This window comes from Anaplasma phagocytophilum, assembly GCF_023476575.1.
GTDB classification, from domain to species: domain Bacteria; phylum Pseudomonadota; class Alphaproteobacteria; order Rickettsiales; family Anaplasmataceae; genus Anaplasma; species Anaplasma phagocytophilum_A.
Map to the genome: position 1 here is coordinate 1 of NZ_JAHLEX010000009.1, position 21,986 is coordinate 21,986.

At 42.1% G+C, this 21,986-nt stretch carries 25 protein-coding genes; 15 read left to right on the forward strand and 10 right to left on the reverse strand.

The annotated features are described in order from the left end of the window. The 3 genes from KPX09_RS00925 to pyrE all read right to left on the reverse strand — a co-directional run. On the reverse strand, positions 1 to 119 hold a 119-nt coding region (locus tag KPX09_RS00925; protein WP_275973563.1), incomplete at its 3' end, for a glutaredoxin domain-containing protein. Positions 120 to 287: 168 nt separating this feature from the next. Then, the gene (locus tag KPX09_RS00930) at positions 288 to 1,076 is read right to left on the reverse strand and encodes a HesA/MoeB/ThiF family protein (RefSeq protein ID WP_249548559.1); all 789 of its coding nucleotides are present in this window, start codon (positions 1,074 to 1,076) and stop codon (positions 288 to 290) included. An 80-nt stretch (positions 1,077 to 1,156) separates the two neighbouring features. Further along, positions 1,157 to 1,771 carry an orotate phosphoribosyltransferase gene (gene pyrE, locus KPX09_RS00935; RefSeq protein ID WP_410518464.1) on the reverse strand — a complete coding sequence of 205 codons (615 nt, stop codon included), beginning with the start codon at positions 1,769 to 1,771 and terminating at the stop codon, positions 1,157 to 1,159. A 598-nt stretch (positions 1,772 to 2,369) separates the two neighbouring features. Between pyrE and KPX09_RS05680 the strand changes: the two genes are divergently transcribed. The 5 genes from KPX09_RS05680 (at position 2,370) to KPX09_RS00955 (ending at position 6,613) form a co-directional block, all read left to right on the forward strand. Next, complete coding sequence (locus tag KPX09_RS05680) at positions 2,370 to 2,579, forward strand: hypothetical protein (protein WP_346017217.1); 210 nt, start codon at positions 2,370 to 2,372, stop codon at positions 2,577 to 2,579. Further along, the gene (locus KPX09_RS05685) at positions 2,567 to 2,794 is read left to right on the forward strand and encodes a hypothetical protein (RefSeq protein WP_346017218.1); all 228 of its coding nucleotides are present in this window, start codon (positions 2,567 to 2,569) and stop codon (positions 2,792 to 2,794) included. Before KPX09_RS05680 ends, KPX09_RS05685 begins: the two co-directional genes overlap by 13 nt. 508 nt (positions 2,795 to 3,302) lie before the next feature. Beyond that, positions 3,303 to 4,091: a cytochrome c oxidase subunit II gene (coxB, locus tag KPX09_RS00945; protein ID WP_249548542.1), complete on the forward strand. Its 789-nt coding sequence runs from the start codon at positions 3,303 to 3,305 to the stop codon at positions 4,089 to 4,091. Positions 4,092 to 4,153: 62 nt separating this feature from the next. Next, the gene (ctaD, locus tag KPX09_RS00950) at positions 4,154 to 5,710 is read left to right on the forward strand and encodes a cytochrome c oxidase subunit I (protein ID WP_249548543.1); all 1,557 of its coding nucleotides are present in this window, start codon (positions 4,154 to 4,156) and stop codon (positions 5,708 to 5,710) included. A gap of 21 nt (positions 5,711 to 5,731) precedes the next feature. Further along, positions 5,732 to 6,613: a heme o synthase gene (locus KPX09_RS00955; protein ID WP_410518465.1), complete on the forward strand. Its 882-nt coding sequence runs from the start codon at positions 5,732 to 5,734 to the stop codon at positions 6,611 to 6,613. Here the strand turns inward: KPX09_RS00955 and KPX09_RS00960 are convergent. Beyond that, positions 6,610 to 7,320: an outer membrane protein assembly factor BamD gene (locus KPX09_RS00960; protein WP_249548544.1), complete on the reverse strand. Its 711-nt coding sequence runs from the start codon at positions 7,318 to 7,320 to the stop codon at positions 6,610 to 6,612. The genes KPX09_RS00955 and KPX09_RS00960 overlap by 4 nt on opposite strands. Positions 7,321 to 7,497: 177 nt before the next feature. Here KPX09_RS00960 and purD point away from each other — a divergent pair, with 177 nt between their 5' ends. The 5 genes from purD to KPX09_RS00975 all read left to right on the forward strand — a co-directional run bounded on the left by purD (position 7,498) and on the right by KPX09_RS00975 (position 9,881). Continuing rightward, positions 7,498 to 8,754: a phosphoribosylamine--glycine ligase gene (purD, locus tag KPX09_RS00965; protein ID WP_249548545.1), complete on the forward strand. Its 1,257-nt coding sequence runs from the start codon at positions 7,498 to 7,500 to the stop codon at positions 8,752 to 8,754. Positions 8,755 to 8,807: 53 nt separating this feature from the next. Next, positions 8,808 to 8,942, forward strand: a complete 135-nt coding sequence (locus tag KPX09_RS05545; protein ID WP_275973561.1) for a hypothetical protein — start codon at positions 8,808 to 8,810, stop codon at positions 8,940 to 8,942. A gap of 92 nt (positions 8,943 to 9,034) precedes the next feature. Continuing rightward, a complete protein-coding gene (gene yajC, locus KPX09_RS00970; protein WP_249548546.1) occupies positions 9,035 to 9,409 on the forward strand; it encodes a preprotein translocase subunit YajC in 375 nt (124 codons plus the stop codon). 9 nt (positions 9,410 to 9,418) lie between these two features. Further along, positions 9,419 to 9,544, forward strand: coding sequence for a hypothetical protein (locus tag KPX09_RS05550; RefSeq protein ID WP_275973562.1), 126 nt, complete (start codon positions 9,419 to 9,421; stop codon positions 9,542 to 9,544). Positions 9,545 to 9,629: 85 nt separating this feature from the next. Continuing rightward, a complete protein-coding gene (locus KPX09_RS00975) occupies positions 9,630 to 9,881 on the forward strand; it encodes a hypothetical protein (RefSeq protein WP_249548547.1) in 252 nt (83 codons plus the stop codon). A gap of 49 nt (positions 9,882 to 9,930) precedes the next feature. Here the strand turns inward: KPX09_RS00975 and alaS are convergent, their stop codons facing one another. Beyond that, the gene (gene alaS / locus KPX09_RS00980) at positions 9,931 to 12,555 is read right to left on the reverse strand and encodes an alanine--tRNA ligase (RefSeq protein ID WP_249548548.1); all 2,625 of its coding nucleotides are present in this window, start codon (positions 12,553 to 12,555) and stop codon (positions 9,931 to 9,933) included. A 94-nt stretch (positions 12,556 to 12,649) separates the two neighbouring features. Between alaS and pstC the strand changes: the two genes are divergently transcribed. Continuing rightward, complete coding sequence (pstC, locus tag KPX09_RS00985) at positions 12,650 to 13,759, forward strand: phosphate ABC transporter permease subunit PstC (RefSeq protein WP_410518466.1); 1,110 nt, start codon at positions 12,650 to 12,652, stop codon at positions 13,757 to 13,759. Beyond that, positions 13,759 to 14,568, forward strand: a complete 810-nt coding sequence (locus KPX09_RS00990) for a glutamine synthetase (protein WP_249548550.1) — start codon at positions 13,759 to 13,761, stop codon at positions 14,566 to 14,568. Before pstC ends, KPX09_RS00990 begins: the two co-directional genes overlap by 1 nt. Positions 14,569 to 14,585: 17 nt before the next feature. Here KPX09_RS00990 and KPX09_RS00995 read toward each other — a convergent pair whose 3' ends face one another. Next, the gene (locus KPX09_RS00995) at positions 14,586 to 15,377 is read right to left on the reverse strand and encodes an MBL fold metallo-hydrolase (RefSeq protein ID WP_249548551.1); all 792 of its coding nucleotides are present in this window, start codon (positions 15,375 to 15,377) and stop codon (positions 14,586 to 14,588) included. A 643-nt stretch (positions 15,378 to 16,020) separates the two neighbouring features. On the opposite strand from KPX09_RS00995, the gene KPX09_RS01000 reads away from it, so the two are divergent. Both KPX09_RS01000 and KPX09_RS01005 read left to right on the forward strand, forming a co-directional pair. Further along, positions 16,021 to 16,173, forward strand: a complete 153-nt coding sequence (locus KPX09_RS01000; RefSeq protein WP_249548552.1) for a hypothetical protein — start codon at positions 16,021 to 16,023, stop codon at positions 16,171 to 16,173. Further along, on the forward strand, positions 16,137 to 16,451 hold the full coding sequence (locus tag KPX09_RS01005) for a hypothetical protein (protein ID WP_249548553.1): 315 nt from the start codon (positions 16,137 to 16,139) through the stop codon (positions 16,449 to 16,451). Before KPX09_RS01000 ends, KPX09_RS01005 begins: the two co-directional genes overlap by 37 nt. 31 nt (positions 16,452 to 16,482) lie before the next feature. Here the strand turns inward: KPX09_RS01005 and KPX09_RS01010 are convergent, their stop codons facing one another. The 4 genes from KPX09_RS01010 to KPX09_RS01025 form a co-directional block, all read right to left on the reverse strand. After that, positions 16,483 to 16,989, reverse strand: a complete 507-nt coding sequence (locus KPX09_RS01010; protein WP_249548554.1) for a hypothetical protein — start codon at positions 16,987 to 16,989, stop codon at positions 16,483 to 16,485. Then, positions 16,986 to 17,594 (reverse strand): hypothetical protein, encoded by a 609-nt coding sequence (locus KPX09_RS01015; protein WP_249548555.1) that lies wholly within the window; start codon positions 17,592 to 17,594, stop codon positions 16,986 to 16,988. Before KPX09_RS01015 ends, KPX09_RS01010 begins: the two co-directional genes overlap by 4 nt. A gap of 16 nt (positions 17,595 to 17,610) precedes the next feature. Then, positions 17,611 to 19,050, reverse strand: coding sequence for a hypothetical protein (locus tag KPX09_RS01020; protein WP_249548556.1), 1,440 nt, complete (start codon positions 19,048 to 19,050; stop codon positions 17,611 to 17,613). 87 nt (positions 19,051 to 19,137) lie between these two features. Continuing rightward, positions 19,138 to 21,561: a hypothetical protein gene (locus KPX09_RS01025; protein ID WP_249548557.1), complete on the reverse strand. Its 2,424-nt coding sequence runs from the start codon at positions 21,559 to 21,561 to the stop codon at positions 19,138 to 19,140. Between the two features lie 205 nt (positions 21,562 to 21,766). Between KPX09_RS01025 and KPX09_RS01030 the strand changes: the two genes are divergently transcribed. Then, positions 21,767 to 21,986 (forward strand): FAD-dependent oxidoreductase (locus KPX09_RS01030; RefSeq protein ID WP_249548558.1); only part of this gene is annotated, 220 nt, incomplete at its 3' end.

Sequence of the window (21,986 nt, forward strand, 5' to 3'; positions counted from 1 at the left end):
CCGTCAATGAATATCTGTGGAACAGTCTTCCTACCGGAGCGTTCTACCATTTCAAGTTGTGCTTCTGGATCGTTAGTTATATCTATCTCTTTGAAATGAATACTTTTTTTGTTGAACAAAGCCTTAGTTTGTAGAACTTCAATATTCCATACTTTATATCTTCCTATAGGATAAACGGCTTCTATTACTTACGAAACCATAGCTTGCACCGCAGTATACTTCGTAACTAGCATATGACTGTATAAGCTTCACTTTTGCTATAAGAGCAGATTTAACAGCGAGCAATTTTATTCATGCTGCCTAAGTTTACCTTCATAACTTTCCAAATCGTATGGATCTGTGATGCTATTTGTCCCACAACACATACATTGTGGATTTTTAGAAAATTCGTACGTCGTAAAATTGTGATTAAGCAGATCAATCCTATGTAACTTGCCAATATTGGGCTGTGAGACTCCAACTACGTGCTTTATCACCTCGCTAGCAGCCATGCTTCCCACAACTCCAACCGTAGCACCAATCACGCCTGCACGAGCACAATTGAGATCCGTACTTACAGGTTGCTGCTCAAAAAAACAACGATAGCACGGGCTTTTCCCCGGATGGATAACCATTAATTCACCGACAAACCCTATTGCCACACTGTGTATAAGTACTTTATTTTTTGCAACACACGCATCGTTTAGAAATAGTTTCACCGCTAATCTGTCGACGCAGTCTACTACGATATCTACATCGTGAAGGACAGTATTGAAGTTGTGTGGCCCTATAGCAGCTTTTAACCCTATAACTTCCAGGTCGCTATTTAGTTTTTGCACAAATCGTGTTGCCACATCGACTTTGCTCAACCCGATGTCTTCTTCTCTATATATCGTTTGCCTGTTAAGATTAGAAACCTTGACTGTATCGTCATCACATAAGATGAGACGTCCAATTCCACTTGCTGCAAGAATTGGAATCGTAGCGCTACCGAGGCCTCCGCATCCTACAACCAAGACTGAGCTACTCAGTAGTCGCTTTTGTCCCTGCGCGCCAACTTCAGGAACCAATACCTGCTGAGCATACCTTTCTTTCATATTCCTAAAGTGTCCTACGTCTCCCATCTTGCCGCTACGATATGTTGACGAATAGTGTCAATCTACACAAAAAAAACAGCTTATTTAATAAAACTACTACCAGGCTTTGAGATAGGGATTTGCGCTAAAAAGTCAGGCACTTCTTCAGCACGGTAATTCTTTATGTCTAATGACAGCAAACTGACTACTGGCACAGGAATGTCCACATCTTTGGCGCGCGTGACAATACTTAATTCACCTGCGATCTTCCCACCCAGGGCAGTTACTGCCTTAATAACTGCAAGAGAAGATTTGCCGGTGGTAATAACGTCTTCCACAATTAGAACCTTAGCATTCTCAGCAACATTAAATCCTCTACGCAAGGTAAAGCAACCATCAACACGCTCAAAAAATACAAAATTTACGCCAAGCTGCCGGGCTATTTCATATCCAAACATAAGCCCTCCTATTGCAGGAGACGCTATAACATCCACATTGAGCAAGTCTTCATGATCACTGGCGCGTGCCTTTTTAAGCAAAGCCTCACACAAAAACACACACACGGAAGGTACTTCATGTAACTTTGCACACTGTATATAGGTATCGGTGTGAAGACCTGAAGTAAGGAGGAAATGACCCTTTAAGATAGCAGATCGTTCCATCAAAACATTCAATACATCATTCTCTGAGTTTATACACGTTTCGGAAACCCGCACAAAGCACCTCTCATATACCTAAACGCCAAGACCACTGTGGTGCAACTTTACACCACATGCTACTGCCATAGAATATACTATATACCTACTGCCTTTATGAGTCAAAACCGTACTGCAGTCTTAAATATCCTATAAGACCAGTACAGTGGAGATGCTTTTCAGGGTATATTCAAAACTCGGGGTATACCTAGTACCCGCAATAATTGAAGCAGTGACGGTTATTAAGATAACAGTCGTTTCTTCTACTTCGGTTATGGAGTAAACTTTGGGTGTGATGGTAGTTTTCTGAGACATTAGGAAGTTACACCGATAGAATCTCATAGCGAAGACGTTATCCCAATACTGCACTGTGAGGATATCTTTCCATTTCGAAAACACTGGTAAGTATTCCCATTATCTATGAATCGCGAGGTATACCAAGAGCTTATGCAATAACTCTTATTATGAAAAAGCAAGACCAAGGGTATTAGAGATAGTGGTAGTAAGGAAGATGAAGCTGATACAGTATATCTACTAGCTAAGGAGTTAGCTTATGATGTAGTTACTGGTCAGACTGACAAGCTTGCTGCTGCTCTTGCCAAAATAAACGGTAAGGACATTGTTCACTTTGCTAAGGCTGTTGAAATCTCTCACCCTATCATCGATAAGAAAGTATGTACCGGAACTCATGGCGATAGAGATACTTCAGGGCAAAGTAGCCCTTCGTCGTTTGCAGCTGAGGCAACTGCAAGCGCCGTGGCGCAGTGCAGCGGCTTCGCTACGGCTAAGGATTCTACACTATCGTTTAGCAAGTTTGTGGAAGGTGTAAAGATTGGTGAGAAGAATTGGCCTACGGGTAGAGTATTCAATAGTAGTGCTAGAGATGCCACAAAGAATAGTAACTCTACAGCCGTAGCCAAAGACCTAGTCAAGGAACTCACTCCTGAAGAAAAAACAATAGTAGCTGGGTTACTAGCTAAAACTATTGAAGGGGGTGAGGTCATTGAGATTAGGGCTGTTTCTTCTAACTTCATGAGAATATGAGACAAGTGACTTCGAACCTTTCCATGGTTAGCTTTGGGTGTGATGATTGTTTTACTAGATTTAGAGAATACATTCTGCGGGAGTTGGGAATATAATCCCATAGCAACCTCAATTTTAATACGAGAATATCTTAGTATGGAACAGCTTCAGAAAAAGATAGTGATTCTTAGAGACTGGTATAATTACAGAAAGTTTCACCATGCGGTATTGGTAAGTTACCTTCAAATACGCAGGTAAGTACACAAATTACCTGTGGATCCCATAGGTATACCAAAGCCTATGTAGTAAATCTCTCATCTACGAAGCAAAACTACTACCATGCAGATACATCTGTGTAATTGCAATCCTTCTCACAGACTATAGGTCCAGCTATAGCTTTTTTCCCCTTTGCATAGGTGAAACATGCACTAGTATCCCCAGTTGCTGGATAACAAAAACCTTGCATTCCTACAACCTAAATGTATGATTGATTGTTAGATTTTTTGGCTTCATACTAGGCTTTTTCCTTATGCTTCGCGCATTTCTCATCAGTGTTGCGTTTTGTTGTTTTGGCTTTTTTCTGTCCTACAGCGTAGAAGCCAGTGCTCCGAAGCCGTGGCAATTTGGATTTCAGGAACCTGCTACCGAGATTATGGAGGCTATACAGAAATCTCACAATTTCGTGATGATTGTAATGTCTGCCGTTGTTATCTTGGTTTTCGTTCTTCTTGCATATGTGCTGGTGAGGTATAGAAAAAGGCCAGGGGATCAGGTAGAATTTAACAGAAAGAATTCTCACAATGTTGTTCTTGAAATACTGTGGACGCTAGTGCCTTTGCTGATAGTCGGTTTCTTGACATTTAGTAATGTCAAGCTTATTAGGTATGAGCAGAAGTTGCCTAAGGCAGATTTCGTCATCAAGGCTATCGGCTATCAGTGGTACTGGTCCTATGTGTACCCCGAAAATGACATAAGCTTTGATAGCTATATGAAGGCTGATTCCGAAATAACGGGTGATGAACTGCGATTGCTTGAGGTAGATCACAGAATGGTTGTGCCTGTCAATAAGACCGTTTTGTTACAGACTACTAGTGGTGATGTTATACATAGCTGGGCTGTGCCTTCTTTAGGGGTGAAAGTAGATGCAGTGCCTGGTAGGTTGAATGAAGCTTGGTTCTTAGTGAAAGAGCCTGGTATTTATTATGGACAGTGTTCTGAGCTTTGTGGAAGATTGCACGGGTTCATGCCTATAGTGGTGGAAGCTGTGACTCAGGAACAGTTTGAAGCTTGGTTGGCTCAGAAGAAGGTAGAGTCTTGAGTGCGTTGCGATTACTTATAGTGGTCGCGTTTTGTTTTTTCCGAGTGTGAATGGAGAGCATTATGGATGTAGAGCATGTGCCTAAGGGTTGGAGACGTTGGTTGTTCTCGACAAACCACAAGGATATAGGTTCAATGTACATAATTTTTTCTATTATCGGGGGAGTTATCGGGGGGCTTTTATCTTTAATTTTGCGGGCTCAGTTGGCGCATATTGATGTGCTAACTGGTAACTATCAGCTATATAATGTGATGGTGACAGGGCATGCGTTAATCATGGTGTTTTTTATGATAATGCCAGCTCTGACTGGGGGATTCGGTAACTGGTTTGTGCCTCTCCTAATAGGAGCTCCGGATATGGCGTTTCCACGGCTTAATAATCTAAGTTTCTGGATGTTGGTTTCGTCGCTTGCGTTATTGATATGCTCTGTGTTTATAGGTGATGGGCCGGGTACGGGGTGGACTCTTTATCCCCCTCTTTCATATCTTGGATCGCATCCTGATGCTGCTGTAGATATGGCAATACTTGCGTTACATGTTGCCGGGATTTCTTCAATAGTTGGGTCAATAAATTTTATTGTTACTATTTTTAATATGCGTGCACACGGCATGACTTTAATGAAAATGCCGTTGTTTGTGTGGACGATATTATTAACTTCCTTCATGTTGATAGTTTCTCTTCCGGTTCTGGCTGGTGCTATAACAATGCTTTTAACGGATCGTAATTTTGGTACTGGCTTTTTTAATCCTGCTGGTGGCGGGGATCCCATATTATTTCAGCATTTGTTCTGGTTTTTTGGGCATCCGGAGGTTTATGTCATTATATTCCCTGCTTTTGGTATAGTTAGTCAGATAGTATCAACTTTTTCACATAAGGCTGTTTTTGGCTACTTAGGCATGGTTTTTGCGCTTGTCGGTATAGCTACCGTAGGATTGGTTGTTTGGGCGCATCACATGTTCACAACGGGGATAAGTGCTGAGTTGGTAACTTACTATAGCGTAACTACAATGCTAATCGGTGTGCTTACTGGCGTAAAGGTGTTTAGTTGGATTGCTACAATGTGGGGTGGAAAAATAGAATTTAAGACTCCTATGCTTTTTGCGATAGGGTTCATTTTTGTTTTTACTGTAGGAGGGATGACCGGCATAATAGTATCGCATGGTGGTATAGATAGGGTTTTGCATGACACATATTATGTTGTTGCGCATTTTCACTATGTTATGTCTATAGCAGCGCTGTTCGCTGCTTATGCAGGGTTCTATTATTGGATAGGGAAGATTTCTGGTAGACAGTATCCTGAATCTATGGGGAAGATACATTTCTGGTTCACTTTTATTGCTACAAACATAACGTTTTTTCCTCAGCACTTTTTGGGGCTTGCTGGAATGCCGAGGAGAATACCTGACTATCCTGATGCGTTTGTTCCGTGGAATTATATATCCTCTGTGGGGGCTTTGTTGTCTTTCATATCTGTTATATTTTTTATAGCTATAGTGATATATACTCTGAGGAAGGGGGAAAAGGCGCCTTCTAACCCGTGGGGTGGTGATACTTTAGAGTGGACGTTGCCGTCGCCTGCTCCGTTTCACACCTTCGAAGAAGTACCTCATGTGGACTAGTGTAGATTCCTATTGGTGCTCATGATGGGTGTTTCGCAACACTTTGCTCTTTCTTCGGCGAGAGACTATTGGCAGCTTTTAAAGCCTAGAATCATGTACTTGGTAGTTTTCACGGCTTCTACTGGTATGGTCATGGCCCCCGGAACAATACATCCGCTTATCGGTCTTATGTCAGCCTTATGTGTTGCTATAGGATCAGGTGGTGCTGGAGCGTTGAATATGTGGTTCGATAGTGATATCGATACCGTGATGTCTAGAACTAAAACACGTCCAATCCCTTCTGGAAGGATATCGCGTGCGCAGGCGCTAGAGTGTGGGGTAGCCTTATCTCTGCTCTCAGTATTCATAATGTCGATCACGGTAAATTATGTGTCAGCAATTCTATTAGCTTGTAGTATTGCATTCTATGCTGTTGTGTATACTATGGTACTGAAGAGGAGAACACAACAAAACATTGTACTTGGTGGAATAGCTGGCGCGTTTCCCCCTGTTATTGGGTGGACATCTGTAACAGGCATGCCTTCGATAGAGAGTCTGCTGCTATTCATGATGATATTTTTGTGGACTCCTCCGCACTTCTGGGCACTCTCGTTACTCAACCGAAATGAGTACAAAATGGCCGGAATCCCAATGCTGCCGGTCTATAGCGTCAGATCGACAAAAAATCATATAATGGGTTACAGTTTACTTCTATTTATTGTGGCTATGTTGCCTGGTCTATTCTTAACAGAAACAGTACTGTACGAAATCATTGCTTCAAGTCTGGGAGCAGTATTTCTGACTCACGCGTACCGTTTGCTGAAAGAAGTTGGTGAACCCTCGCCAAAGGCTTGCATGGGGCTCTTTAGCTTTTCTATTTACTATTTATTCCTCATTTTCTCAGCTATTGCGCTGTGTTCTTAATCTAGCATGTCTTCGGGGATTGCCAGCATGTCTGTGTACACGCTCGCTGTATCCTTATCACCTATAGCGCTATACGCCTCCGCCAACCTATAAATTCCTTCTTGAAAATATACGGAATCAGGGTATTCCCTAACGAGTGTGGAAAATCTCTTTACAGCTGCTATATACTCACCACGTTTCATATAGAATCTTCCTGTCAAAAACTCCTTCGCTGCAACATGATTCCTCAAATGACCCAGCTTCTCTTGCACAGGTGCAAGGTACTCAGACTCTGGAAACATCTTGACAAACTCTGCAGCATACTCCAGGACTTCTTTCGCTATGGATTCATCAAGACCTAAATCGGGAACCAGCATGTATTTGGACGCGATCCTTATGTAGTATGCATAATCAATGACAGGACTATTAGGATATATGCCTATGTACCCTTCGACAAGGGTTGCAGCTTCACGATAATTTCCCAGTTCATAATTAGCCTCGGCGGACATTAAACTCCCATCTATCGCTACCTGAGAAAATGGATATAGGGCCTCTATTTTATTTAATATCGCTATGGCATCCTTGTACTTCTTCTTCTCGAATAGCACTGACGCTCGGTCATAAAGGACGTGCACACCTACATCGTCTATAATTTCATCAGCACGAACGCTTCCCGAAAACACTGCGAGGACAGCGAAAAGTACAAAGTAAACTCCACGAAGACTCATTAGTAGCACCAGAAAAAACCCCACGCTCGCGCGATTTAATCACAAAGACTATAACGGGGCAAGCCCTAATATCTTGACCGAAGCGACAATGTCTAAACTCGTTGACAAGTATGTCATTTATGATAGCGTACGCTATGATGTTGCTTTAGGAGTAGTCTCTATATTATTGGAGGCATTATGAATGTTCTTGTTATAGGCTCTGGTGGAAGAGAGCATGCTTTGCTGACTTGTCTTAGTCGTTCACCAATGCTGGAGCGTCTGTTCGTTGCACCTGGTCGTGAAGCAATGTCAGATCTGGCTACCTTAGTAGACGTAAGTGTTGACAATTTTGTAGAAGTAGTACAGCTGTGCAAGCAGGAAAAGATAGATTTGATCGTTGTGGGTCCGGAACAGCCCCTAATAAATGGCTTAGCCGATGCTCTAAGCGATGAGGGGATCTTCGTTTTCGGCCCTTCCAAGGCTGCGTCTAGGTTAGAAGCCTCAAAAGGGTTTACGAAGGAGCTTTGTTCTAGATATCACATACCGACAGCACGGTATGGCTATTTCATGGATATAAATGCTGCAAAACAGTATGTAAAACGTAGCAAGCTTCCTTTAGTGGTGAAGGCGGATGGACCTGCAAAAGGAAAAGGTGTGGTTGTATGCCGAACCCATGATGAAGCATATGATGCATTGGAATCTATGCTTGTGCATGGCAAATTTGGCAAAGCTGGTGATGCTGTGGTGATTGAGGAATTTTTGGAGGGGACAGAGCTCAGTTTTCTAACTCTTATAGATGGCACAAATCCGGTTGTTCTGGGCGCTGTACAGGACTATAAGACGCTGTACGATGGAAACAAAGGCCCGAATACTGGAGGCATGGGTTCTTACTCGTCACCAAACATAATGACGCCTGAGATGGAACATCTGATCGTACAGAAGATTGTGTATCCAACAATAAAGGCAATGTACAATATGGGCATCCGGTATAGGGGCCTCTTATTTGCCGGCATCATGATTAGAAAAAATGAGCCGTATCTTCTAGAGTATAATGTTCGGTTTGGTGATCCAGAGACGCAAGCGATCTTGCCTAGGCTAGATTCCGATTTATTGAGGCTTATGTCGCTCACTGCTAAAGGCAGGTTGGGTAGTGAGGTTGTGGAATTGAACCGTAAGTCTGTTGTTTGTGTTGTAGCCGCTAGTAAGGGTTATCCTGATAGATGCGAGACTGGTTCTGTTATAAATGGCCTAGATGCGGTCGCAAAGTGTCCTAATGTTCAAGTTTTTCACGCGGGAACAAAGCGCGTAGGTAATGATTGGGTAGCAGATGGGGGCAGGGTTTTAAATGTGGTTGCTTCTGCAGATGATCTTGATACAGCAAAACATCAGGTTTATGCAGCGCTTGATTTGCTAGATTGGCCTGGCGGTATGTATAGGTATGACATAGGCTCTTGACTTGACGAAAGAATAGGAGGGGTAGTTTAGACACAGTAGTTGGGCGAACAGGGTTGTTTGCTGGTGGTACCTCTATACAAAGTGGTGATTTGGGGGATTGCATTGGGGTACGTTTTTCTATTTTTGCTCCTTACATAGATAGCGATTCCTCATATGTTGGTTTGGGTGCTGTATTGGAGAGTTTGTAAAAAGAAAGTGTGAGAGGTGTGTGAGCTCGCTTTTCTTGACAGTAGTCTTGGGCTTTGGTAGAGTGCGATCTTGATAATACGTGGTGAGATAAATGCTTTCGTTTACTGATGTTTATGCGGCAGATCCTTCTACTGCTGCGGCACCTGCTGCTGGAATCGGAGCTTCTATTGCTGGTTTTATTCCACTAGTTTTAATATTCGGTGTTTTTTACTTTCTAGTAATTCGTCCTCAACAAAAGAAACTCAAGGAACATAACAAGCTTTTAGGAAGCTTAAAAAGGGGCGATAAAGTCGTTGCTGCTGGTGGTGTGTATGGGACTATTACAAAGGTGGATTCTAATAATGCATCTGTGCTGCACATCGAAGTTTCCAATGGCGTAGAAATTAAAATATTGAAGTCATCTATTTCAGAGGTTTTAAACAAAGATAGCGCTAATGCTTCTGGAGCAAAACCTGCTAATAGCTAGCTCACATTCTTGCACGAGTTATTAATAGCTGGCGGCGTTTTGCTGCGTGATGATGGACGGATTTTTATCATTAATGTTGAGCATTCTGCTTATAGTGGGGTGGTTCCTGAAATAGCTGCACGTGGCTCACTATGATTTCTTGTAGGTGCTCGTGAAAAAGGCATTGAGACGCAATTCAGGTCTAAAATTCGATGATCTTTAGGGTATAGCTGTTTCTGCTGTGCATGGGTTAGTAGGTATTTTGGGTGTTATGTTTGTAAAGGCTGTTTCCTATGCTACGAAAAAGACTATCATAGCGGTAAATCATTTAGTAGCCCATGCTTTAGTGGAGCAGATGATTCAAGAGATTGTCTTTTCTTGTTCTTATTGTTTTGGGTGCCATTGTCAGTTTATGTTAGCTCATGATGTTGGTTGCTACAGTAAATTGGGCGTAGCATTCGACGATTCACTAGGTGAAGCGTTTGATAAATAATGCTTGGGTTAGGGTATCCGGGTGGTCTGGATACTTATGCGCCACTATTTTAAATTGCGTCAATAACAGTTTGCCTTATGATCTCAGCTGCTTTTGTAGCATATTCGCTTGGCAGACTTACTCGGGCTGTACTGGGACTTCCTCCTCCTTTTCCTTGGACTTGCTGCTGTAATGCTTTAACTATCTCTGTTGCTTTAATGTTTTTGATTACACCTTCCCCCACGCCTATTATAAACGTTGACCTCTTGCCATCCGTCGTCGAGATCGCTCGCACCTCATTGGTCTGCATTTTCTCCCTAACATAGTTCGCTACTACCTCTACCGGTATGTTGCTAAACTCACCTACGTATAACTTTATCTCTGAACCAACTTCTATACATTTTGCACATGAATTCATGTGTGTATAGCATATTGTAGCCATCTTCTTATTTATCTCTCGTTGCTCTACAAATACCTTCTTGAGCTTCTCCATTACCTGGTCTACCGGAACGCTAAGACATTCCGCAACTTGTTGCAGCGATTCACTATCCCTGTTCATACTGCTCACAACCTCATGCCCCGTAATTGCCTCAATACGCCTTACTCCCTGAGCAATACCAGTCTCTGAGACAATTCGAAAAGCTCCAATATCCCCTGTGAAGCGTACGTGGGTACCACCACATAGTTCTTTGGAACTACCCATGCTGACAACACGCACATTTTGATCATTATACTTCTCACCAAAAAGGGCTATTGCTCCTTCATGTACGGCATCCTCTAAGCTACAATGATCGATGATTATAGGCTGATTTGCCATGATTTGCCTATTAACTTCCCTTTCTACCGTGCGTAATTGCTCTTTAGTTAATGGCAATGCATGACTAAAATCAAAACGCAGCTTGTCCGCCGCGACTAAAGACCCTTTCTGTTGAATTCCCTCACCTATTAGTGTACGGAGCACAGATTGTAATATATGCGTTGCAGAATGATTTGCCCGGAGCTTTTCACGGCGTTGCTTATCTACTACTGCTTCTACAACATCTCCTACCTTTAAGGTGCCTCTAACAACTCTTATTTTGTGCAAATGAACATTATTAGATTTCGTAGTGTCTACAACTTCAGCTACGCTATCGCATTTGGTCGTTACTACGTTAAGGAGGCCAGTATCACCTTCTTGCCCCCCGGATTCTGCGTAAAAGGGCGTTACGTCTAGTATGGCCATGCCCTCTTCGCCTTCACTCATTGAAGTAACGGCTTCTCCTGAACAGAATATCTCTTTGACCATAGATTTAATTCTATGATTCTCATACCCTACGAAACTAGTGGCCTTGTGCTTGTTTAAAATATGCGAGCTCACTGTTTGTGCTGCAATTTCACCTGAACCCTTCCAATGCTTGCGCGACTGCTCTTTCTGCTTTGCCATGCATTTATTGAAGCCATCCTCATCAAACTTTAGACCCCTTTCTTTTGCAACGTCGAGAGTGATGTCTAGCGGGAATCCATATGTGTCATATAGCTTAAATGCAATCTCACCACTCAAGACTTCCCTTGACTTTAGACCTTGAATCTCCTGTTCGAGAATGCTGGTGCCACGACGCAGAGTATCAGCAAATCCATCTTCTTCTATCTTCAAAGTGGATACTATTGATTGTTCCGCCCTAACGATTTCAGGGTAAGCATTACCCATGTATCCCGCACTTCCCTCTCTCGTCAACACTGGAACCACTTCATGCAGCGAGAATTTATCTCCGACAAGTTGATATATATACCGAACAGCCCTTCTTATAATGCGTCGCAAAACGTAATTACGCCCTTCGTTTCCGGGAGTTAGGCCCTCAGCTATTAGAAATGACGCCGCTCTTACGTGATCGGCTATTACTCGATGGGCTATAGGGTGACCGTGTGAACCGAAAATGCCACGTGATCTGTCTATAATTGCTTGGAATATGTCTGTCTCATAATTGTCACACACACCCTGCATAACTGCTGCAATACGCTCAAGCCCCATTCCTGTATCTATACACCCTCTAGGCAACTTATGTAGCTCACCCGATTCGTCACGGTTATATTGCATGAACACCAGGTTCCATATTTCCGTGTACCGGGCACCATCACTTTCTTCCGTTCCTGGAAGTCCTCCTGGCACACCATCACCATAATCGTAAAAAATTTCCGAGCATGGACCGCATGGACCGGTATCACCCATACTCCAAAAATTATCACTGGTTGAGATCCTGATGATTTTGTGGTCAGCATACCCAGTAATCTTCTTCCATATGTCAAAGGCCTCTTGATCTTCACTATACACTGTAATCCAGAGTCTCTCTTTGCTGAGTCCCAACTCTTTAGTAACAAACTTCCACGCTAATTCTATGGCAGTTTCCTTAAAATAATCACCGAAACTAAAGTTACCCAACATCTCAAAGAACGTATGATGACGATTTGTATACCCCACGTTTTCTAAATCGTTGTGTTTTCCACCCGCCCTCAGACACTTTTGACTTGTTGTAGCTGTTTTTACATCTGAAACTCCAGTTATAAACCTCTGCTTAAAGGGTACCATGCCTGCATTAGTGAATAACAACGATGCGTCTCCTTCTGCGATTAGCGGCGCTGACGGATATCTTATATGGCCTTGATTCTCAAAAAAGTCTAAAAAGGCCTCCCTTATGCCGCTTACAGAACTACTACTCATATGAAAAAACTGAAAGTGGTGTACAAATTTCTACATTATTAGCATACTAGTTACAAGTTTACTAACAAGAATTAACTCTGAAATGATGCTTGCTATGGCACTTATTTTGGCCTTACCTCCTTTGGGATATTGCCTGTGGAGGTACTCTTCTTTCTGGAAGGTACGTGTGCCTTGTTTCCCTATCGTTGTAGGTCTGGCATTATTGTCAGGTTTGTTACTGCAGTCTTTTAGAAACGAGGCGATTTCCGTCATTGCTGTGTTATGTTCTGCAATCCTGATATTGTATACACTGCGCTTCGATAAGAGGTTTAGAGTGCTACAGAGCGCCATGCTCTTTTCTACTGCACTGTCTTTTTTGACTGTGATAGTGATTGCCGGATGCTTGGCTTTTAAATCAAAATTATTTTTTGCAGAGGTGCCACTTTCCGACTTTATCTTTGGAACAACGTGGAATCCTGACTCTAAAATAATTAACGGTCAGTTAGTGGGCTCTTTTGGAATACTACCCTTATTGAGTGGTACGCTTCTTATAGTGATCGTATCGGTGACCGTGGCATTACCTCTTGGTCTGCTGTCTGCTATATATGTGAGCGAGTACTCCGATAAGAGGGTGCGTAACACTTTTAACACACTTTTGGAAATATTGTGTGGCATACCTACCGTAGTATACGGATATTTCGCAGTGGTTTTCCTATCACCTAACATACGAAGCCTAGCCAAATTTTGTGGATTCAATGCACAGTCTGAAAATGCTCTTGTAGCTGGAATTGCCATTGGCATCATGATTCTTCCTTTCATAACGCTGCTTATTGAAAACGCATTGAGGTCAGTACCGAAAATATTGAGGTATGGCTCTATGGCCTTGGGTGCAACACGAGCTGAGACAACTTGGAACATAGTTGTACCCTATGCACTTCCGGATATTTGCAGTTCGGTCATTCTGTCAATTTCACGGGTAATTGGGGAAACTATGATAGTTTTGATGGCTGCTGGGGTAACTGCGAGTTTTACATTTAATCCTTTGCATTCTGTTACTACCATCACTGTGCAGATTGCCACTATCCTTACTGGAGACCAGAATTTCCAAAGTGTTCATACTTCGTCAGCTTATGCGCTTGGGCTTACGTTATTCATTATTACTTGGATGCTCAATTTGCTGGCTGCTTTCATCACTAGAAAAACCCGCATACCATCTCGTACGTAATGCTCAAAAATGTCGTCGCATATCTAAGTGACAAGTTTGCAGCAACCCCGCTTGTTGGTGTTGAGCTTGAGTTCTATATACACGGTCATGAAGATGGGTTAGCGAAATTTCTGCAGCATATTTCACCAAAATTATGTCAGTTACGTTTTGATCTGTTAAAGGAAATTTGTGAACACCAATTCGAGTTAAGAACATACCATACTACTGATGTCATACAGCTACTTACCGACATTGCTAGAGCTAAAGATCTAATGTTCGAAATCGCAAAATCTTACAATTGCTCCTTAGATTTCTCTGCAAAGCCGTTTCTTGACAAGTCTGGAAGCGCGTTTCACGTACATGTTAATATTCTCGACCGCAACTCACAGAACATGTTCTTTATGGATAGATCTGGAAATAATTTAAGTAAAACTTTAACCTATAGCCTCGGTGGGCTATGCACTTTCATGAAAGAGCACATGATTTTATTTGCTCCGAATGAGAGCTCATACGTGCGCTACACATATAATGACATTCACACGCCTACAACTATAAGCTGGGGGGGTAACAATAGGAGCACTGCGTTGCGCATTCCCGATACAACACTCTCACAACAGAACTGTAGAATTGAACACCGAGTTCCTGGGGCGGATTGCGATTATACCTCTGCCGTTGCTGCCATACTGTATGACATAGCACGGGGGATGGAGAAAAAAATACTACCCCCTAAAAAGACGTTTGGATTGGCTTCTGATGCTCAATATGGCTTAGAGAAACTTCCCTCCTCACTCGATAGCGCAAAACTGCTGTTTTCTCCCATAGCTTTATAGAATAGGCGACGCATTTCTCACAGCTCCAGCTCCAAGCCATCGTGTGCAACAACAACTTTTTGCCCCGGCAATTCACTATGTAAGTAATTTACAAATTGCTCATAATCTATGTCATGGCTCATATGAGTAAAGACAGCGATATACGGCTTCAATTCCTTAACCCATTCTATACATAGATCTACATGAGCGTGTGCGCCCACTACCTGGTATCTGAGACACCCGAAGATAATCATATGTTTATTACGCAAGCGCTCCCATGATGCTTCAGGAAACGATTTTACATCTGTACAATATGCTACAGAATTATCGAATATGAACCCATTACTGTTTATCTCACCGTGAAATTGCTTAATTGCCATAATACTGAACTCACCGATATTAAACTCAACGTTATGGCGAATTGGATTCACTGTTAAGTAATGGCACTTCTTCCATGGGGCCCCTGGCGTACTAGGTATGAAAAGATACGCGTTACTGGCCGTGATCAAGGCTAAAGTTCCAAAATCGCTATAGACTGGAATATGGTAACCAACCTTTGGGGTAAATGCCTGAAGCTCAGAAATTCCTGTTGTGTGATCTGCATGGCAATGAGTAAATAAAACCGCATCCATGGTGCAAAAGTTTTGACGCAGTGCTTGGATGCGCAAATCTGGAGACGCATCAATTAATAAGCGCGTACCCCCCTTCTCTATGAGCGCAGACGTTCTTGTTCTCTTATTATGCGGATGTCCCGAAGCACATACCACGCACTCGCACCCGACCGATGGAACACCTACTGACGACCCGCATCCAAGAATCGTAATTTTCATACAATGTGTTCTTTCACGCATCTGGACTGAAGAAGTGAGTGATGGTAACACTAACTCAAAGAACTATCAAGAACTTGTACTTCAGGATAAGAGAACATACAACTGCCTGTTTATTCCTTTACATTTGTTCGATAATTTTCTCCTAGAAAATTTTTAAGTATCATCATCACTATTAGTTAGTGCTAATCACTTACAATTTTCCTAGTCTCAGTGATGCACCGCTTCTCCCGTGTTAGCAGGTCCGTATAATGGTTTTATACGGTTGCCTAATTATGAAATACCTGACTATCTAAGGATCTCCGCTGAAACTTTACAAAGGTTAAATGTAATTCAAGAGAAATCTACTCTGTTACCAATGCGGATGGTAAAGCTATCTTGCAGTTTCTGGAGACGCTTGCGAGTATGCCAACTATCTATGATGGATGGGTATACCAAGTCCTATGCAATAACTCTTATTATTAAATGAGAAAGATGAAGCATATACAGTATATCTACTAGCTAAGGAGTTAGCTTATGATGTAGTATCTCTCGTTTACAAATGAGTTTAATTTGCGAGGAGACTAAGTCACTACGCTTCTCCGAATATCTAAAGCAGTCTCTAGGTATGTTTTGTTTAGTAATCCTAGGATTTCATATCTGGTTTATGTACAGGGTTCTCTTATTAGATAAGGTAAGGACATTGTTCGCTTTGCTAAGGCTGTTGAAATCTCTCATCCAAATATCGATACCAAGGTTTGTAGTGGAAGTCATGCTGCATTGGTGTCGACGAAGGGGAAGACGTACACGACGGACATAAGGAGTAGCGGAAACAACGGAGATAATACTGCGCAGTGCAGTGGTTTAGCAGACACGAGCGCGACGGGGCCTAAATCTCTTAGTGGTTTTGTTAACGCTGTGAAAGTAGGTGAGGGTAAAAACTGGCCTACGGGTCAGGCTGAAGCGACGAGCGGTGGGCCAAAGATAGGTTCTCCTAATAGCAACGCCACAGCCGTAGCTAAAGACCTAGTAAAGGAACTCACTCCTGAAGAAAAAACAATAGTAGCTGGATTACTTGCTAAAATTTGGAATACATAATTGAACAAAGAGAACAAGTATCAGATTCTTTTCAATCAAGCCTCTTAAGATCTTCTTCGTCAAAAAACATGCTCCGTACTCCCTCAACCTCTTCTTTACGTATACGCAGGCCAACAGCGCGCTCTATCGCACGAACATCTGTCTCATTTAACGCCTCATCTCGCTTAATGAAACTATTGCCACGCACCCTGTAAAAGCGGCATGTCTTTGCCTTCATACGCGCGATTTCATGATATCGCACTTTGCTACTTTTTGTAAAAAGCTGCACCAGGTAGTTAGAGATGTGACTGAAATCTTCTTGCGAGACCATACATAACGCAAAACCTGTCTCATCACTCTCTGAATATTTGCAAACTCCACTATTAGAGCCTAAAACTTCATAGTGTACCCGCTCTCCTGTAAGATTAGCAACGCATTTATATACAGAACAGTCCATAAGAGCATGCGCTAAACCTGTGCATTCTTGAGCAATTGTCGTATGCCCAGCGCAAGTCAGTGCAAGTGAAAATAACACGTAAAGAATAGGCTTTAATCTCATACGTGACAACCCGATATCTTGTATAACTCGAATTCAACGTGACATGACACTGTTGGTAATAGACTTCCGCTTCTATTCGCTTCTATAACCTCTTGCGTAACCTCTCTCTTTTTTACGATTTTTAAATGTTTCAACGCCACAAAACCCGGTATATCGTACCTAACAGCCTGAATGAATAATACAGCGTGCTTGTCCGTAAGCGCAGAAAATTTCATACTCACTCTACTTTTCTCAACTTTGATATACCGTTTCTCATATTGCGCACTCACATCGACTGACTCAGATACAGATACCTCTTCTATAGAAATCCTGTGTTTATGGCATAACTCATAAAATAGGCTCTCTATCCCTACCTCATTTTCTAGCTCACTACCACCATACACGCGAGAATCGTGCAATTCACGCCATACGGAAAAGTTATTATTGAGCTTGATCTCATGATGATGAGCATTGTTAATCTCCAGCTTCATCTTCGATATATCCTTGTAAAGAATCGCAACCTCTTCTTTGTGCTTGCTATGTATGCTATACACCCGCTGTAATACTACTGCTAGGCCCAAAAAAGTAACAAAAGCTGTGATTTGCAATAGATAGTACTTAAACACATATACCTCTTGCACTTCATATTCGCTCTAAGCGTATAATAAAGTTTCCTGTTTTTACATCCACTGGCGCAACTTCTATCACCCTAAACCCCTCTAGTACATGACCAAGCTTGTGAGCCACATTCCTAATCTTTCCTCCCTTTACTGATACTCCTAAAGCTATCGTGACCCCAAAATCCTCAGTCACACGCCACTCAAAGCTCGTAAACTCAAAGCCATCCCTGGGCATTTTACTCAACACAGATAAATTTACCATCGGGTATCTATCTACACTGGTTAATGATCTATAAAGATCTACAACATCATACATCTCACGAATTCTCGCAAATTCCTGATCTCCCCGTATACTCTCTAAGCGCTCGAAAAGCTTAGCAGATTCGTCGTTGAGTAATAATCTCTTGTCCTTAGTTTCTAAAACACTCATACCACCATACACGCAGAGAACTGCTAGAAGCGCTATAGCAAAGACAGTAGGCACTATAGCAAACTTCTTCAATAAAGACACACGTCTCATCTCAAATGTCTTTTTCGTGTGCATAATGTACTGAAACTCCCGTTTCTTCATCATCTCGTACAGAAGCACTGTGTCACAGCACATACTACCAACACTGACGCAATCCTGAATTTTTAAAACCTTTCCTAATTCATATGGTGTAAAAACATTGATATCCTCCTTCTTTAAGTCAAACGATAGTAAACAGGACTTAACACAGCCAGATACAACCATGTATAGCCCTATATCTCCAGGGGAAATTGGACCATAAATTCTGGAAATCTCTGATACCGCATTCTGCATACTATGGTATACCTTTCCGGCTACAACATCTGGCAACTCACTCTCAGATTGCATTACCCGTATTGAAGTTGCATCGAATAGCTTACCGTTATGCAGTACTATTAGCCTAAAATCCCCAACCTTGGTGTAAGCAAGAAAAACAACCCATTTCTTGATATTACCTTCTCTGGTTGCAACACCATGCGCAATGTAAGCAAGTTCTAGAGAAAATAGAAGAATCCCTTGAAAAGACAAGGAAGAATGCTGCGTGACAAAATTCAGTACATCCTCGAAAAGCCTATTTTCGATACGGCTCTCGACAAACATATGTCGAACGAAAGACTGCCCATTTTCTACTGCATTAACTACAAAAAAGGAAGTCTTGAAGCCCTTTACATCTACAAAACCCCCTTGTCTATTCCTCCACATCGATTTCGGTAACAACTTACAAGTAGGAGGTAATTCCCTCATCCCATAAACCTGGCTGGAATGGTCGAGGACTAAGTAAATATACGACCTTTTATTTTCCAATATGCATTCCCTTACCTCTTCCCATGCCCTTCCTTTCACACTATCAACAAAATATTTACCACATATGACACCGCCAACAATATTGACTACAACAGCACCATTATCACCCATACAAATTACAACAGAGCTGTCACCTCCTCGCAGGCCCATAAAACCCATCTACACACACCGCAACATCAACCTACAAGACAAAATTTAACCCGTGGCGGCAGTGTATGTAAAAAACATTAATGTAGACTAAAGCTTACTTGTAGTCTGACAAAACATACTAGTGGTTTCTACTTCTTTACATAAAACGCAATCAACCGTGGTGCAGACATGCGTTTCAGTTGGTAAAGCAGCTTCTGCAATAGTGTACCTCACACTACCATTTTGTTCATTATACGCACCAAGGGTAACATATTCACTTGACATAAGACCACTCTCTGGAGTATCCCTTGCAACATCTGTCCTATAATCTGTAGATTGATTTCTAACATACGTCACAATAGCATACACAGCCACTATTAGTGCAATGATTATACCTAATGCTCCTAAGACGATTATTCCCTCACCGACACCAAAATATGAATCCTGTTCACTATATCGCTTGATACTCGAACCATTACCTACAGAACTTGCGTTAGAATTCAACAAACCATTAGTTGAAGAATTCTCTGCTCCATAATGTGCCGTAGTATGCACAACTGAATTAGCGTCTGCCACCTCTACAGCATCAGTTATACTGCTTCTTTTATGGTCATTACCCTGCATGCTAAGTGCAGCAACCTCCATGCTCCCATTTTTACCAAAAGTAGAAGGAAAAAACCCTACAGTAGAACTTTCTTCTAGAGCACTGAGCACTGCATTACGATCGCCCGCACCCTCTGCAGTACCTAGAGGCACCAAATCACGTACTTGCGTGGTTTTTTCCTCAATATCTTGCTGATTACCCATTGTATGCCAAATTGCAGAATCCCGTACCGTGAAATCCCTCACTCCAGCATGGCTATGCTTTACGATGCTCGACTTAAAAGCATACGTTCTGGCAGTAGTTAAATCGGAGTTATTCCCCTCAACAGCCGCTATATCTTCTATTACAACACCAGATTCCTCTACAGCACGAAGCACTTCACGTACCTCTCTTCTAGCAACTGCGATCATTCCCTGCATATCCAGATTCCTATAATCTATGGAAAAGGCGTCTATACGACACCCTTTTTTGTCCTTTAATTGCCTTAGGTCGACGCTATACACATTCACGTGCGATGAAGCAGCATCTAAAAGCATAACCTCCACATGCGTGCCACCCACACCTTTAAGATTAAGAGAAGATGCAGAAAATCCAATTGGTACAATATCCTCGAGTACCGTGTAAGTACCTTCACCTAGCATTGCTACAGAAAGCCCCTCCATACTCAAAGTGTCCAAACTGCGTGTCACGTAGAAAATGTACCTCAGTCTACCAATACTAATCCCATTAAGAAGTTTTATTCTTTTAGCAGTCAGTACAACTCCTCGTGCCTCTATATTGCATAAAGCCGTACCTATCAGACATTGTCTCAAGGCAATACGGCGCGCAGTCGCTTTATTACGGAAAAAAACGGCGTCAAAAGCCTTATACGGGTGATAATATTCACGATCTTGGACACTGAGGTAATTACCTATATAGGTCAAAGCTAGACGATCATTCCCCCGATTCCACATCACCAAATGCTCTGGTCTATCAAGAGAACTACCACCAAATCTACGGAATAGGTAGCTACGTATTTCCGCCGACATTCTACTTCTACGAACAACCGGCTGAAGCGTGTCAGCAGCAAAGCGCCATAAAAAATACCCCTGATCTGTTGCAGATAGCCTACTATCTCCCTTAGATTTCCCCGTAACAAGAACGTCTCCTTTTACATCATGCAATATAGCTAAAGGATTGCGATATGCGGTATCAGCACCACCTTCCAATCTGTAACTTCGTCCCTTCATGGTCAAGGAATCATTAGCAGCAATCCCTATTACATATTGACTGATAACCATGGCGTTGACCTTCCTCAAGGACGCTTCCCAAGGGGAAATATTTTGATCCTCTACATGAACAAAAGTAATCCTGTATTCACCATTACCTTCAAAAACAGCATAAACAGGCGCATAGAATTCCACATGCTCTTCCGAAAACGGAGCACTGTTCACCTTCGATAAGATCGCGCTATCCCCATAAAAAACGTGCACATACATATCGTAACCCTGAGCACATTTACGATAATGCACACAAAAAGCTTTATCCCCAGTAGACCAAAATCTCGCTTTATTTCCCATCAAACATTGAAATATCTCTGGATTTTTGACCTCATCTATACCCATACCGCGTTCGTATATCTCATCTATAACGTTTTCAGAATTTTCGCGGTCATAACCGAAGTTATTTTTATCGAAAAATCTTTCTCGCTCTTCCAAAAAGTCTTCATTGAGTTTATAGAGCATTTGCCCCGTAACCCGCCAAGGCTCTTCCGTAGTATCCCCAATGTCATTTTCATAATCTTCGATATCATCACAATCATCCCCCGCGCCACTCCCCTGCTCATCAGCAATATTTGCACCAACAGAGTTTTGTACATGACCTGTTACTCTTGCTAATCTAGCATCTAGAGCACCAGCCCTATCTCGCAATTTATTTAATTTTTGCATAATTTAAGAATTTAATAATTTTGACTGCGTCATATTAATATTTTTACTATATCACTTGCAACGTTTATAAAAATTTTTTACCATTTATGCGATGGTGGGGTATTTGCTATATTGTTTTGAGCGTGGTTGTGGAAACTGGTAAAATTACATTGCCAATTTCGGTAATTTTGAATATCATGCCCGATTGTGTGTATTGTGTGCTCACATGGACAAGTACGAAGTAGCAATAATCGGGAGTGGACCAGGGGGATATATAGCTGCTATTCGCGCGGCGCAGCTCGGATATAAAGTAGCTATAGTGGAGCGTGAAGACAACCTGGGAGGCGTGTGCCTAAATTGGGGTTGCATTCCTACAAAAGCTTTGCTGAAATCTGCACAGTTATATAAAAAGATCCTGTCTGCTAGTTCCTTTGGTATTAAAGTTA